A 13,822-nucleotide genomic window follows, 5' to 3' on the forward strand; every position below is an offset into this window, starting at 1 on the left:
TGGTAGTGACACAACCAGTCACCGGGCGCTCGGGCGATCTACCGTCGGTGGCATGGACGCGACGAACCCGCTCGGCGACTTTCTGCGTGCCCGTCGGGAGCAGACCCGGCCCGAGGACGTTGGGCTCGGTCCGGGCGTGGGCCTGCGCCGGGTGCCGGGGCTGCGGCGTGAGGAGGTGGCGATGCTGGCCGGCATCAGCGCCGACTACTACCTGCGGCTGGAGCAGGGTCGCGAGCGGCATCCCTCGGTGCAGGTCCTCGATGCCCTCGCCGGGGTGTTGCGGTTGGATCCGGAGGCGACCGCGTACCTGATCGGGCTGAGCCGCACGCGGTCGCGACGGGCGGTCCGACCTGCCGTCGAGCGGGTGCCGGCCAGCATCCTGCATCTGCTGCGGCAGCTCGACATGCCGGCCTTCGTGCAGAACCGCTACCTCGACATCCTGGCCTCGAACCCGATGGCGAGGGCACTGTCGCCGAATCTCGCCCCGGGCGCGAACCGACTCCGCGCGGTGTTCCTGGACCCGGCCGAGCGGGAGCTGTTCCGCGACTGGCGGCAGGCGATGCAGGGCGTGGTGGGGCAGATGCGCGCCGACTCGGGCGGGGCCACCGACGATCCTCGGTTGGCGGCGCTGGTGGGGGAGTTGTCGCTCAAGAGCGACTGCTTCCGCCAGTTGTGGGCGCGGCACGAGGTGCGTCGGCGGGAGGGCGTGGTCAGCCGGCTGCATCATCCGGAGGTGGGTGACCTCGACCTGTACTGCGACAAGCTCGCGGTCGCGGGCGCCGACGGGCAGTTGCTGGTGATCTACCACGCCGAGCCGGGTACGGAGTCCGCGCGCTCCCTGGGGCTGCTCGGCTCGATCGCCGCCAGTACCCGCGATGACGTCCCGGACAGCCTCCGACCCGGTGACCCGGCCCGGCTCTACCCCCTGGAGTGAGCCGGTACCGGGCGGGCTTGACAGCCTATGTTTGTGAGTGCACACTTACAAACATGCGATCCACTGCCGAAGCCCGTCGGGTCACCGTGCTGAACGGCGCGGTCTCGGCGTTCGCCCGCACCGGCTTCCACGCCACCCCGGTCACCGCCGTGGCCGCCGCCGCCGGCATCTCCGAGGCGTACGTCTTCCGGCTCTTCGCCGGCAAGCTCGGCTTGTTCGTGGCGGCTGCCGACACGTGTTTCGAGCGGATCGCCGTGGCGATCGAGGCCGGGGCCGAGCGGGCCGCCGGCGGCAGCCCGGAGGAGATCCTCGACGCGATGGGCGGTGCCTACGCGGAGCTGATCGCCGACCGCGATCTGCTCCTCTTCCAGGTGCAGGCCCAGGCCGTCACGGACATCCCCGAGATCGCCGACGCGGTACGGGCCGGCTACCGGCGGATCGCGACCCTCGTGCAGGACCGGGCCGGCGCCGACGACGCGCAGGTGCAGCGGTTCTTCGCGTACGGCCAGCTCTGCCACCTCATCGTCACCGTCGGCCTGGAGCAGGTCCCGGAGCCGTGGGCCCGTGCCCTGACCGCCGGCATCCGGCACCCCTGACCCGACCACCGACCCCTGGGCCGCGACAGTGGCCCGCTTTTTTCACCCCGATAAGTGTGTGAGTGCACACTTACAAACGAGGAGGATCCGATGACCAGCAATGCGATGATCACCGAAGTGGTGCTGCCCGGCGTGGTGGAGCCCGACGGACTCCAACTGCACCGACGCGCCATGCCCGTCCCCGCCCGGGGCCAGGCGCTCGTCCAGGTCGAGGCCACCGGCATCTCGTTCGCCGAGCAGCAGATGCGCCACGACCGCTACCCCGGCCAGCCGAAGTTTCCCTTCGTGCCCGGCTACGACCTCGTCGGCACGGTCCGGTCGGTCGGTCCCGGCGCGGACGGCTCGCTCGTCGGCACCCGGGTCGCGGCGGTCACCAAGACCGGCGGCTGGGCCACCCACGCGCTCGTCGACATCGACGCACTGACCCCCGTACCCGCCGAGCTGGACCCCGCCGCCGCCGAGACCGTCGTCGTCAACGGGGTGACGGCCTGGCAGATGCTGCGAAGTGCCCGCCTGCGGGCCGGGCAGACCATCCTCGTGCACGGCGCGAACGGTGGCGTCGGAACGGTGCTCGTCCAACTCGGACGCCACCTCGGCCTGCGGGTCATCGGCACCGCCGCCGCACGGCATCACACCGCGCTGCGCGAACTCGGCGTCGAACCACTCGACTACCGTGACCCGGACCTGGCCGCGCGCGTCCGTGAGCTGTCGCCGAACGGTGTGGACGCCGTCTTCGACCCGGTGGGCGGCCCAGGCGTACGCACCTCCTACGGCCTGCTCGCCCCCGGCGGCACGCTCGTCGTCTACGGCAACGCCGCCGCCGTGAACTCCGGCCAGTCGGTCGCGTGGGTCTTCGTGAAGCTGCTGTCCCGCCTCTACACCTGGAACGCGCTGCCCAACGGCCACCGCGCCGGCTTCTACAACTTCTGGGCCGGACACCTCACCCGCCGGGCCGCGTTCCGCCGTCGCCTGCGTACCGACCTGGGTATCGTGCTCGATCTCCTGCGGCAGGGCGTGATCGTGCCGCAGATCGCCGCCCGCTACCCGCTCACCGAGGTCTCCACCGCGCTGGTGTTCGCCGAAACGCGCAGCCGGGCGGGCAAGGTGGTGCTGGAGCCCTGATCACCGGATCCGGCCCGCCGGTGTCGCGTCCCGGCGGCCCGCCGGTCGGTGCAGGTGCGGTCGCGCACCGCGAGGGCGTACGGTGAACATGTCGCCCGGGATCCCGGTGGCCGCCGGACGCCGTCCGCCACCAGCCCAGACAGGGCGTAACCGATCGTCATCCCCATCGCCGCGACGGCTGCTCGTGTTGTTGATCGCCGACCCCGTCCCGGCTGTCGGGTTCGCTGGTCAGCACCGCCGGGACGGCAGTGTCCGGACCATCGGCCTCCGTGCGAATGATCGTTCTGAACGCCTAACAGGGGAGCACCAGATGAGGATCGCCAGGGATCGGATCGTCACCGCACTTCGCGACCGGGGTCAGCAGGCCCGGGCCGACTGGGTCGAGCGCGAGCTGCCGGAGCTGGTCGACCCGGCGAAGCACTCCGGGCTGCTCGCCACCCTGCACCTCAATCCAGCTGATCTCGCCGACGCGTCCTCCCCTTGAGGGTTGCGCTGCTCGGACCGGTCGCCTGGCGTACGCCTCCACACCACTACGGCCCGTGGGAGCAGGTGACCGGCCTGCTCGCGGAGGGAATGGTCAGCCGCGGCGTCGACGTGACGCTCTTCGCGACACTGGACTCCGTCACCTCCGCCCAACTCGACGGAGTCTGCCCCCGGGGGTACGCGGACGACCCGGACCTGGACGGCCGGGTGTGGGAGGCGATGCACGTCTCGCACGCGCTGGCCCGCTCGGCCGAGTTCGATCTGGTGCACAGTCACCTCGACTGGCTCCCGTTGGCGTTCGCGGAGCACTGCCACGCTCCGCTGCTGACCACGGTGCACGGCTTCTCCGGCGCGGGAATCCTGCCCGCCTACCGCCGAGCCCGCTCGTCGTACGTGTCGATCTCCGACGCCGACCGGGCACCGGAGCTCGACTACGTCGCCACGGTGTACCACGGCGTCGATGTCGGCGGCCTGCCGTTCACCCACGAGGCCGGCCCCGGGCTGGCCGCCTTCGGCCGGATCCACCCGGACAAGGGCACCCACACCGCGATCGAGATCGCCCGCCGCGCCGGCCGACCCCTGACCATCTGCGGCATCGTGCAGGACGAGCGGTACTTCACCGAACAGGTGGCCCCGCACATCGACGGTGACCAGGTGGTGTTCCTCGGATCGGTGGGTCCGCGACGGCGAGCCGAGGTGCTGGGGGCCAGCACCGCACTGCTGCACCCGATCGCCTTCGACGAGCCGTTCGGACTGTCGGTGGTGGAGTCGATGGTCTGTGGCACGCCTGTCGTCGCGTACCAGCGCGGGTCCATGCCCGAGGTCGTCGACGAAGGGGTGACGGGCTTCCTCGTCCACACCGTCGGCCAGGCCGTCGAGGCGATCACCCGGGCCGCCGACCTCGATCGGGTCGAGTGTCGGGCGCAGGCTCTGCGGCGCTTCAGCGCGGAGCGAATGGTCGCCGACTATCTCGCCGTCTACGACCAGCTCGTTCGTACCTGACTGGACCACACACCTCTCCGTTCCGCCGGTCACACACGCTGACCTGCGTACGCCGTTCCCGCGTGAGGCCCCGCCCGTACTCCAGGCGGGGCCGACAACCGGAAAGGCTCGACGTTCATGCCCAGCTACGGATTCCTCAGCACCCACCCACCGACCCGGTGTGGACTGGCCACCTTCAACTCCGCACTCGCCGCCCAGTTGACCGCCGACGGCACTCGCGGCGGCATCGTCCGGGTCACCGATCACGGCGACGACCAGCGGCCGGTGCCCGGGGTCGTGCACACCTGGTCGGCGCTCACCCCGACCGGCTGGCGGGACGCGGCGGCCGCCCTGAACACCTTCGACGTGGCGATCGTCCAGCACGAGTACGGCATCTACCCGGGCAACGACGGCGAGGACGTCCTGCCGCTGCTGCGGCGGCTCACCGTGCCGAGCATCGTGGTCCTGCACACCGTGCTGCGTCAGCCCACCGCCCGGCAGAAGTCCCTGTTGGAGCGGATCGTGGCCACCGCCGGGGCGGTGGTCACGATGACCGAGACCGCTCGGGACCGGCTGCTCGTCGGGTACGCCGTGCCCGCGGGCAAGGTGACGGTCATCCCGCACGGGGCCGCCGAGCTCGCCGACGTACCCGTCGAGCGGCGTTCCCGACCGCACCTGCTGACCTGGGGGTTGCTCGGCCCCGGCAAGGGTGTCGAGTGGTCGTTGCGGGCCCTCGCGCGGTTGCAGGACCTGGAACCGACACCCACCTACACGGTGGCGGGCCGGACCCACCCGAAGGTGGTCGAACACCAGGGCGAGGCGTACCGGGCGGGGCTGCACCAGCTCGGCGCCCAGTTGGGCATCGCGCACGCCGTCGACTATCAGGACGTCTACCACGACCAGGAGGCGCTGGGCCGGTTGATCCGCTCCGCCGACGTGGTGGTGCTGCCCTACGACAGCCGCGAACAGGTCACCTCCGGCGTACTCATCGAGGCCGTGGCCGCCGGGGTGCCCGTCGTGGCCACGGCGTTCCCGCACGCCGTGGAGCTGCTGACCGGTGGGCCGGGTCTGGTCGTACCCCATCAGAACCCGGCGGCGCTCGCCGCGGCGATCCGGCGGGTCCTGACCGAGCCGGGCCTGACCGCGCGGCTGGCCGGCCGGGTCCGGCCGCTGGCCGCGCACCTGCGCTGGCCGGCGGTAGCGGCCCGCTACGAAACGCTCGCCGACCAGCTCAGCGAGGCCCGCCCGCCGGCGGTCAGCGCGGTGCCGGCGTGACCGCGACCACCGGCCGACCCCGGACCTCCCCACGCGGGCGCTGGGCGACGGCGCCCGCGCCGAGCTTCGCGCACCTGATCCGGATGAGTGACGACACCGGTCTCTTCGAGCACGCCCGGCACGCCATCGTCCGTCGTGAACACGGCTACTGCACCGACGACGTGGCCCGTGGCCTGGTCGTCGTCAGTCGCGAGCCGGACCCGGGCGAGGAGTTGCTGCGGCTCGCGGAGCGGTACCTCGCGTTCCTGACCCACGCGCAGGGCACCGACGGGGCCTTCCACAACCGGCTCGGGCACGACCGGCACTGGGCCGACGAACCAGGGCTCGGCGACTGGTGGGGTCGGGCGCTGTGGGGTCTGGGCACGGCCGTCGCCCGCAGCCCCGCACCCTGGGTACGGGAGGAGGCGCTCGTCGCCTTCAGCCGGGGCGCCGGCCGGCGTACCCGGGCACCACACGCGATGGCCTTCGCCGGCCTGGGGGCGGCCGAGGTCCTGCGCCGCCACCCAGGTCACGTCGCCGCGGCGTCTCTGCTGGCGGACGCCGCCAGCACTGTCGGACCGCCGGGCGCCGACCCGCGCTGGTCGTGGCCCCGGCAGGAGCTGACCTACGCCAACGCCGCCCTCGCCGAGGTGGTCATCGTCGCCAGCCAACTGCGCGAGGGCGGTCCACCCCTGGACGACGGCCTGCGGATGTTGGCCTGGTTGCGGGACGTCCAGCTGCGCGACGGACGGCTGTCGGTCGTACCGGTCGGAGGTTGGCGGCACGGCGCCGTGCGGTTGCGCCACGACCAGCAGCCGATCGAGGTCGCCGCGTTCGCGGACGCCTGTGCCACGGCGGCCACGGTCACCGGTGACCCGGAGTGGGACACCGGGGTACGACAGGCGGTGGGGTGGTTCCTCGGCGACAACGACCTCGGCGCGCCGATGTGGGATCCGGCGACCGGTGGCGGCTTCGACGGGCTGACCGCGCACGGACCCAACCTCAACCAGGGCGCGGAATCCACCCTCGCGCTCCTCTCCACCCTCCAGCACGCCCGGCGGTGGTCGTGACCCGGAGTCTGGCCGTCCGGCAGGACGCCACTCTCGTCCCGGATCCACGGCGGGTCATCGTCAAGCTCTTCGTCCCGGGGGAGGACGCCGCGGTGGTACGCACCCGCGCGCGGGCACTCATCGACCGGGTCGCCCGAATCGACGACGAGGAGACCGGCCGGCTGTTGCGGGACACCTTCGACCGCTTCGGCGCCCGGCACCGCGACCTGGCCGGCACGTTCCACCACCACTACGAGCTGGTCCGGCACCGGGCCGCGCGGGCCGGGGACCTCTCCCCGACCAGCCGCCTGCTGGTCGGCGCGTACTTCAGCCACGAGTACGCCGTGGAGGCCGCCGCCCTCTGCAACCCGTCCATGGTGGCCCACCCGGACCAGACCGGTCTGGGCGCCGGGCAGTTGCGCGTCGCGGTCAGCCTCCGTCAGATCGGCGAGGGTCATCTGTCGTCCATCGGGTTCGCCACCGCGGTCCTCGGACCCGGACGTCAGCTCACCGTCGCCGATCGGGCCGGCCCGCTGGCCGTCGGGCAGCGGGTGGGCGTACGGCACCGCCGGGACCTGCTCGTCGCCGGCCTGGCCGAGGAGGGCTGCGACAACGAGGTCGCCGCCACGGTGCTGGACGCCCTGCCCGAGTGGTACGACGAGGCCACCTTCGAGCGGGCGCTCGCCAACCTGCCACCCGATCTGCTCTCCCGCAGCACCGGGTTGAGCACCCTCGAACAACTGCGTCGCACCAACGCCGGCAGCTACGCCACGGCCTTTCCCGCCGACACGGCCCTGCACCAACGGGTGCTCTGGCCGGCCACCCCGGCGGAGAGCAACGGCATGGAGGACGCGCGGTTCGTCCGGTTCGTCGACGAGTCCGGGCCGGTGTACCGGGCCACCTACACCGCCTACGACGGCCGGAGCATCGCCACGCGCGCGCTGGTCAGCAGCGACCTGCGCCGCTTCGAGATGACCCCGATGCGCGGGCCGGGTGCCCGGAACAAGGGGATCGCGCTGTTTCCGCGTACCGTCGGCGGCCGGCACCTGGCGCTGTGTCGGGCCGACGGCGAGACCATCGGCCTGACCAGCCTGGACGCTGACAACCGCTGGCAGGCCCCGATCCCACTGCACGCGCCGCGGGACAGCTGGGAGTTGATCCAGGTCGGTAACTGCGGATCCCCGATCGAGACCGACGCCGGCTGGCTCGTGCTCACCCACGGCGTCGGACCGATGCGCCGGTACGCGATCGGCGCGCTCCTGCTGGACCTGGACCGACCGGAGCGGGTCATCGCGCACCTTCCGGGTGCGCTCCTGTCACCCGACGAGGACGACCGGGACGGGTACGTGCCCAACGTCGTCTACTCCTGTGGGGCGCTCATCCACGACGGTGAGGTGTGGCTGCCGTACGGGGCGAGTGACGCCCGGGTGGGTTTCGCCACCGTGCCGGTGGCCGAACTCCGGACTGCGATGGTGGACTCCCCACCACCGGCCGGGCGGAACGGATGACCGTCGATGGTGCGGCCGGGAGCACGGTGGTGGCCACACCGCTCGCGCCGCCGTGGTCGTAGGGTTTGGGGAGGACGGGGAGGTGGGGCGTGGGCGACGTCGGCGAGATGGTGCGGTGGCTGCAGCTCAACGCACCCCGGAGCGGCCCGGACGAGCTGTCTCAACTCGTCGCCCGGGCGGCGCCCACCATCGACGCCACCGAGATCGTGATCTACCTGGCCGACTACACGCAGTCCCTGCTCGTGCCGCTGCTCGGCGCGGGTCTGGTCCGGGAGGAGTTGTCGATCGAGACGACCCTCGCCGGCCGGGCCTTCACCAACCTCGACATCCAGCGCGCGCCCGACAACCCGGACCGGGTCTGGGTGCCGCTGCTGCTCGGGTGCGAACGGATGGGCGTGCTGGAGATCGTCTCGCCGGCAGCCGCCGACGCGACCATGGACGGGCCAGCCTGGGAGGTGGCGGTCAACATCGCCCAGATCCTGGTCAACCGGCGGCTCTACGGTGACGTGGTCGAGCGGATGCGGCGGCGTCTGCCGATGCAGGTCGCGGCCGAGATCGTGTGGGGGCTGCTGCCGCCGCTGACCTTCGCCACCGACGACCTGGTGATCACCGCCATCCTCGAACCCTGCTACGACGTCGGCGGCGACATCTTCGACTACGCGTTGAACGGCGACGTGCTCAGTGTGGGGCTCTTCGACACCTGTGGGCACGGCATCAAGGCGAGCACGCTGGCCTCGCTCGTGGTCAGCGCGTACCGCAACGCGCGCCGGTGTGGCCTCGACCTGGTCGACACGGCGATCAGCATCGACAGGTGGGTGCGTTCCGAGCACCCGAACTTCTTCGCGACCGGGCTGCTCATGGAGTTGGACCATCGGACCGGCCGACTGAGCATGATCAACGCGGGTCACCCGGGTGCGATGTTGCTGCGCGACGGCAAGGCCATTCGGGAGTTGCCGGGGCCGACCGCGTTGCCGCTCGGGCTGGGTCACCTGTCGGGCCGCCGCCCGAGGGTGCACGTGGAGGAGTTGCACCCGGGCGACCGCATCCTCGCCTACACCGACGGCATCACCGACGCGCGGAGCGCGGACGGCGAACAGTTCGGGTTGGACCGGCTCGTCGACTTCGTCAACCGCGCCCTCAACGACGGGTTGCCCAGCCCGGAGACGATGCGTCGCCTGGTGCGCGCCGTCGTCGGCTACCAGGACGACCGGCTCGAGGACGACGCCACGGCCCTCTTCCTGGAGTGGCGACCGCCGCACCTGCCGCTCGCGCACCTCCGCGACCTCGCCGCGTCCCGCTCCTGACCGGAGACAGTGGGATTTTGCACTCCCAGTGCACTTGTCTGGTTCGGGAGGGGTGTCTAGCGTCACCTCATGGCCGACTCATGGACCTTCGCCGTGGCGCGTGACGACCTCGGAAAGACCACGCTCGTCGATGGCGCCCCGCCCGCCGTGGCCGACGGCGAGGTGCTGCTGCGGGTGGACCGGGTCGGCCTCACCGCCAACAACGTGACCTACGCGGTGCTCGGCGAGGCGATGCGCTACTGGGAGTTCTTCCCACCGGCCGGGCTCGGGCCGCAGTGGGGCCTGCCGCCGCTCTGGGGCTTCGCCGAGGTGGTCACCTCGACGGTCGCGGGCGTCGAGACGGGGCAGCGGGTCTACGGCTACCTCCCACCCGCGGGTCACCTGCTGGTGCGGCCCGACCGGGTGGACGCGTCCGGGTTCCGGGACGCGAGCCCACACCGGGCCGAGTTGCCGTCACCGTACAACGCGTACCGGTCGACCACCGGTGACCCGGCGTACCGGCCCGACCAGGAGGACCTGCTGATCCTGTTCCGGCCACTGTTCTTCACCTCGTTCATGCTGGCCGACCAGGTCGTCGACAACGACTTCTACGGTGCCGGGTCGCTGCTGCTGTCGTCGGCGTCGAGCAAGACCGCGTACGCCGCCGCGTTCGAGCTGCACGGTCGCGGGCCACGCCTGGTCGGACTCACCTCGCCCGGCAACCTGGCCTTCACCCGCTCACTCGGCTGCTACGACGAGGTCGTCCCGTACGACGACATCGACGCTCTCGACGCCGTCGCGTCCGTCTACCTCGACCTGTCCGGCGCACCCTCGACCCGGGCCGCCCTGCGTCGGCACCTCGGCGACCGGCTGGTCCGGGACATCGCGGTCGGCCTCACCAACCAGACGCCGAACGCCGACGCCGCCGAAGAGGTGTTCTTCGCGCCGGTCCAGATGCGCAAGCGCGGCCAGGACTGGGGTCGTGCGGGGCTCGACCAGCGGTTCACCGAGGCCTGGCAACGCTTCACCGCAATCGTCGGCGGTTGGCTCGACGTTCAGGTGGGCACCGGGCCGGAGGCCCTCCAACGCGCCTGGCTCGACGTCCTCGGTGGCCGTACGCCGCCACGGGTGGGTCACGTCGTCCAACTCTGAGCCGTCGGGGTGCTGCCGGCCGCGGCTCGGCGGTGCCAGCCTCAGAACGCGCTGTGGTCGAGGTCGACGAGGTGATGACGCAGCGCCGTCAACGACCGGGAGATCAGTCGGGAGACGTGCATCTGCGAGACGCCGACCCGGTCGGCGATCTGCGCCTGGGTCAGGTTGCCGTAGAAGCGCAGCGTCAGGATCTGACGTTCGCGGTCCGGCAGCGTGGCGAGGGCCGGCTCCAGGGCGACGCGGATCTCGACGAGGTCGAATTCGTGGTCGTCGCCGCCGAGGGTGTCCCCGAGTTCCCGGCTGCCGTTGGCCCCGGCCGGCGTGGACAGCGACGTGGCCCGGTAGGCACGTGCGCCCTCCAGCCCTTCCAGGACGGTCTCCTCGGACAGGTCGAGGTGGGACGCGATGTCCGCCACTGTCGGCGAGCGACCGAGGGTCTGGGTCAACGCGCTGTTCGCCGCGCTGATCGACAGGCGCAACTCCTGGAGGCGACGGGGCACGCGCACCGACCAGGTGCGATCCCGGAAGTACCGCTTGATCTCGCCGATGATCGTGGGAATGGCGTACCCGCTGAAGTCGACACCCCGGGTGGGGTCGAAGTTGTCCACGGCCTTGATGAGCCCGACCGAGGCGGTCTGGGTCAGGTCCTCGTCGGGTGCGCCGCGTCCCGAGTAGCGGCGCGCCAGATGCCGGGCCAGCGGCAGCCACGCCTCGATGGCGCGATCCCGCAGTGCGTGGCGGTGCGGGTCGTCCGCCCCGGTCGCCGCCAGGGCGACCAGGAGTTCGTCGGGGGTCTGGTCCGTGCTGCGCTGGTCGAGGCGGGTGCTGGGGGCCGTTCCGACGATGCTGGCCATGGGGGTGGTCCTTCCCAAACCTGCCCGTCGATCGGATCGACCGGAAGATCTCCGAACCGGCTTGCCGCCGGAGCGCACGTACGGGCGAAGATGCGCTGTCGCAAGGCCACGAGCACGGGCCTCGCCACCGCGTCATGTCGTTCACTTGATGGCCCGTACGCTACCCGAAAGGCGTAGCTATTACTAGCCGAAAGTATGAGTGGGCGTGGTGGACCGGACCGCTGGATCAGCCGCGCGGGTCGTGCTCGTCGCCGGCGGTCGGGCTCTGCGGGGCGGGCTGCACCGCGAACGGATGGCGCAGCCGGCGCATGGCCTCCGCGCTGCCGTCGACGGTCACCGCCGACCCGTCGGCCGCGTCGGCGTTCGACGTGGCGAGGAACAGGGCCGGTCGGGCGTTGTCGTTCGATGTCATGCAGGATCCTGTCTTCGGTGAAGGAGGGGCGTCCGGGCCACGGGACGTCTCGCCCGGTGACCTCGTGACGGTGTGGCGCTGCACAGCGGCGCCCGATCAGGGTGTCTCGTGCACGGGCGTACGCCCGGCGACACCGACACCCCGCACCATACCCGGCGCTGTCGATCCGCACGCGCCGCCGACGGACCCCGGCCGGGCCAGCTCGCCGACGACGGAGAATTCTGTAATCCAACCTGCCGGTGCCAGTCTCCGAACGTGAGGGCGGTCAGCGCACACAGCGCGGGTCCGCGCGGATCAGCACCTGAGGAGTGACAGCCATGCCGTCAGCCGGTCGAGCACTACCCGATGTCGGGTTGGTCGTCGCGGCCCGACAGGGCGACCAGCGTGCCCTCGACGACGTCGTCGCGGCCTCGCTCCCGTTGGTCTACAACATCGTCGGGCGTGCGCTGCGCGGGCACGCCGACGTCGACGACGTGGTCCAGGAGACGTTGGTACGGGTGATCCGGCACCTGCCCGCGCTCAACGACGCGGCGGCGTACCGGTCCTGGCTGGTGGCGATCACCATCCGCCAGGTGCGCGACTGGGAACAGCGCCGACGTGTCGCGCTCAACCGTGACGCCGGGCTCGACGTGATCCACAACGTGCCCGACCCCGCGTCCGACTTCGCCGGCATGACCATCCTCCGGCTCGGCCTCACCGACCAGCGACGCGAGGTCGCCGAGGCGACCCGCTGGCTCGACCCGGACGACCAGGAGTTGCTCTCGCTCTGGTGGCTGGAGGAGACCGGCGAGATCACCCGCAACGAGGTCGCCGACGCGCTCAGCCTGTCGCCCGGACACGTCGCGGTGCGGATCCACCGGATGAAGGAGCAGATCCAGAGCGCCCGCGGCGTCGTCCGCGCACTGCGCGCCCGCCCTGGTTGTCCGGACCTCGAGGCCGTGACCGTCGACTGGGACGGCACTCCCAGCCCGTTGTGGCGCAAGCGCCTGGCCCGGCACGTCCGCGACTGCGCGATCTGCGGGCGGCTGGGCTCCACCCTGCTGCCGATCGACCGGCTGCTCGCCGGACTGCCGATGCTGCCGTTGCCGACGGATCTCAGCGCTCATTTTCCGAGCGCGGCGGTGCCTTCGGCCGGCGCGCCGGCCGTCGGGCCCCACCCCCCGGCGGCCGGGCCGGGTCCAGCCGGTGGTGTGCCCACCGATGCGGGCGGCGGCCCGAGCGCCGTCGACCTCGCGGTGAACCGGCCCCGTGGCCTGCTGCCCTCCCTCGCCGCCGGGGTGGCCGCGGCCGTTCTCGCCATCACCACGGTGGTGGTGGTCCTGCCGGAGGATCCACCCGCACCCTCGTGGGCCGCGCCGCCCTCCGCGGCGCCCACCGCCGTCGCCTCGCCGAGCGCCGTGCCGTCGCCGAGCGTACGACCCCCGTCGAAGGCTCCGGTCGCCCCGGCGGTCAGCTCCGCCCGCAAGGGCGTCGGGGTGTGGAACTTCGCCGGGGCCAGTCAGGCGCTGGCGAACTCGAAGGCCGGCTGGTACTACACGTGGGGCACCCAGCACCCGGGGATCAGTACGCCGCGGGGCGTGACGTTCGTGCCCATGATCCGTGGCGCGGAGAACGTCACCGCCGCCGAGTTGACGCGGGCGAAGGCGGCGGGGCCGGATCTGCTCACCTTCAACGAACCGGACCTGCCCGAGCAGGCGAACATGACAGTCGAGCAGGCGCTGGACCTGTGGCCGCAGCTGATGGCGACGGGCAGCAGGCTGGGCAGCCCGGCGGTGGCGTGGGGCGCGCCGGATCCGCAGGGTTGGCTGGACCGGTTCATGACCGGCGCCCAGGCCCGGGGCCACCGGGTGGACTTCATCACGCTGCACTGGTTCGGCGCCGACTTCGCGAGCGCCACCGCGGTCGACCAGCTCCGGCAGTATCTGCAGGCCGTCCACCAGCGGTACCAGAAACCGATCTGGCTGACCGAGTTCGCCCTGATCCGCTTCGACGGGGGCCGTCAACAGTTCCCGAGTCAGGAGCAGCAGGCGGCCTTCCTCACCGCGGCCACCGCCATGCTCGGTCGACTGTCCTACGTGCAGCGGTACGCCTGGTTCGGCCTGCCCGCCACCGACCAGGACCGATCCGGGTTGTTCAGCGATGGCACCCAGGCGACAGTTGTCGGCCGCGCGTTCCAAGCCGCCCGGTGAGCGGG

Annotated in this window: 13 protein-coding genes; 11 read left to right on the forward strand and 2 right to left on the reverse strand. The window is 71.9% G+C overall.

Annotated features, from left to right (window positions below; genetic code table 11):
* The first annotated feature begins 52 nt into the window (after nt 1-52).
* The 10 genes from AB0C25_RS00660 to AB0C25_RS00705 all read left to right on the forward strand — a co-directional run bounded on the left by AB0C25_RS00660 (nt 53) and on the right by AB0C25_RS00705 (nt 10,362).
* The gene (locus tag AB0C25_RS00660) at nt 53-934 is read left to right on the forward strand and encodes a helix-turn-helix transcriptional regulator (RefSeq protein ID WP_357368230.1); all 882 of its coding nucleotides are present in this window, start codon (nt 53-55) and stop codon (nt 932-934) included.
* A gap of 53 nt (nt 935-987) precedes the next feature.
* The gene (locus AB0C25_RS00665; protein ID WP_357368231.1) at nt 988-1,530 is read left to right on the forward strand and encodes a TetR family transcriptional regulator; all 543 of its coding nucleotides are present in this window, start codon (nt 988-990) and stop codon (nt 1,528-1,530) included.
* A gap of 90 nt (nt 1,531-1,620) precedes the next feature.
* Nucleotides 1,621-2,652 (forward strand): medium chain dehydrogenase/reductase family protein, encoded by a 1,032-nt coding sequence (locus AB0C25_RS00670; RefSeq protein ID WP_357368232.1) that lies wholly within the window; start codon nt 1,621-1,623, stop codon nt 2,650-2,652.
* A 310-nt stretch (nt 2,653-2,962) separates the two neighbouring features.
* Nucleotides 2,963-3,136 carry a hypothetical protein gene (locus AB0C25_RS00675; RefSeq protein ID WP_357240840.1) on the forward strand — a complete coding sequence of 58 codons (174 nt, stop codon included), beginning with the start codon at nt 2,963-2,965 and terminating at the stop codon, nt 3,134-3,136.
* On the forward strand, nt 3,133-4,137 hold the full coding sequence (locus AB0C25_RS00680; RefSeq protein ID WP_357368233.1) for a glycosyltransferase family 4 protein: 1,005 nt from the start codon (nt 3,133-3,135) through the stop codon (nt 4,135-4,137). Before AB0C25_RS00675 ends, AB0C25_RS00680 begins: the two co-directional genes overlap by 4 nt.
* Before the next feature lie 117 nt (nt 4,138-4,254).
* A complete protein-coding gene (locus AB0C25_RS00685) occupies nt 4,255-5,391 on the forward strand; it encodes a glycosyltransferase (protein WP_357368234.1) in 1,137 nt (378 codons plus the stop codon).
* Nucleotides 5,388-6,440 (forward strand): glycosyltransferase, encoded by a 1,053-nt coding sequence (locus tag AB0C25_RS00690; RefSeq protein ID WP_357368235.1) that lies wholly within the window; start codon nt 5,388-5,390, stop codon nt 6,438-6,440. The genes AB0C25_RS00685 and AB0C25_RS00690 overlap by 4 nt, the downstream gene beginning before the upstream one ends.
* On the forward strand, nt 6,437-7,927 hold the full coding sequence (locus AB0C25_RS00695) for a glycoside hydrolase family 130 protein (protein WP_357368236.1): 1,491 nt from the start codon (nt 6,437-6,439) through the stop codon (nt 7,925-7,927). Before AB0C25_RS00690 ends, AB0C25_RS00695 begins: the two co-directional genes overlap by 4 nt.
* 89 nt (nt 7,928-8,016) lie before the next feature.
* Complete coding sequence (locus AB0C25_RS00700; protein ID WP_357368237.1) at nt 8,017-9,231, forward strand: PP2C family protein-serine/threonine phosphatase; 1,215 nt, start codon at nt 8,017-8,019, stop codon at nt 9,229-9,231.
* Nucleotides 9,232-9,300: 69 nt separating this feature from the next.
* Nucleotides 9,301-10,362 (forward strand): DUF2855 family protein, encoded by a 1,062-nt coding sequence (locus AB0C25_RS00705; protein ID WP_357368238.1) that lies wholly within the window; start codon nt 9,301-9,303, stop codon nt 10,360-10,362.
* 41 nt (nt 10,363-10,403) lie between these two features.
* Here the strand turns inward: AB0C25_RS00705 and AB0C25_RS00710 are convergent, their stop codons facing one another.
* On the reverse strand, nt 10,404-11,216 hold the full coding sequence (locus AB0C25_RS00710) for an RNA polymerase sigma factor SigF (protein ID WP_357368239.1): 813 nt from the start codon (nt 11,214-11,216) through the stop codon (nt 10,404-10,406).
* A gap of 226 nt (nt 11,217-11,442) precedes the next feature.
* Nucleotides 11,443-11,628 (reverse strand): hypothetical protein, encoded by a 186-nt coding sequence (locus AB0C25_RS00715; protein ID WP_357240865.1) that lies wholly within the window; start codon nt 11,626-11,628, stop codon nt 11,443-11,445.
* A 317-nt stretch (nt 11,629-11,945) separates the two neighbouring features.
* Between AB0C25_RS00715 and AB0C25_RS00720 the strand changes: the two genes are divergently transcribed.
* Nucleotides 11,946-13,817, forward strand: coding sequence for a sigma-70 family RNA polymerase sigma factor (locus tag AB0C25_RS00720; RefSeq protein ID WP_357368240.1), 1,872 nt, complete (start codon nt 11,946-11,948; stop codon nt 13,815-13,817).
* Nucleotides 13,818-13,822: the final 5 nt, after the last annotated feature.

The organism is Micromonospora sp. NPDC048839 (assembly GCF_040649915.1).
GTDB lineage: Bacteria > Actinomycetota > Actinomycetes > Mycobacteriales > Micromonosporaceae > Micromonospora.

Coding starts and splice junctions, on each gene's coding strand:
- AB0C25_RS00705 (WP_357368238.1), top strand. CDS start 9,301: ATGGCCGACTCATGGACCTTCGCCGTGGCGCGTGACGACCTCGGAAAG.
- AB0C25_RS00670 (WP_357368232.1), top strand. CDS start 1,621: ATGACCAGCAATGCGATGATCACCGAAGTGGTGCTGCCCGGCGTGGTG.
- AB0C25_RS00710 (WP_357368239.1), bottom strand. CDS start 11,216: ATGGCCAGCATCGTCGGAACGGCCCCCAGCACCCGCCTCGACCAGCGC.
- AB0C25_RS00660 (WP_357368230.1), top strand. CDS start 53: ATGGACGCGACGAACCCGCTCGGCGACTTTCTGCGTGCCCGTCGGGAG.
- AB0C25_RS00685 (WP_357368234.1), top strand. CDS start 4,255: ATGCCCAGCTACGGATTCCTCAGCACCCACCCACCGACCCGGTGTGGA.
- AB0C25_RS00715 (WP_357240865.1), bottom strand. CDS start 11,628: ATGACATCGAACGACAACGCCCGACCGGCCCTGTTCCTCGCCACGTCG.
- AB0C25_RS00720 (WP_357368240.1), top strand. CDS start 11,946: ATGCCGTCAGCCGGTCGAGCACTACCCGATGTCGGGTTGGTCGTCGCG.
- AB0C25_RS00665 (WP_357368231.1), top strand. CDS start 988: ATGCGATCCACTGCCGAAGCCCGTCGGGTCACCGTGCTGAACGGCGCG.
- AB0C25_RS00675 (WP_357240840.1), top strand. CDS start 2,963: ATGAGGATCGCCAGGGATCGGATCGTCACCGCACTTCGCGACCGGGGT.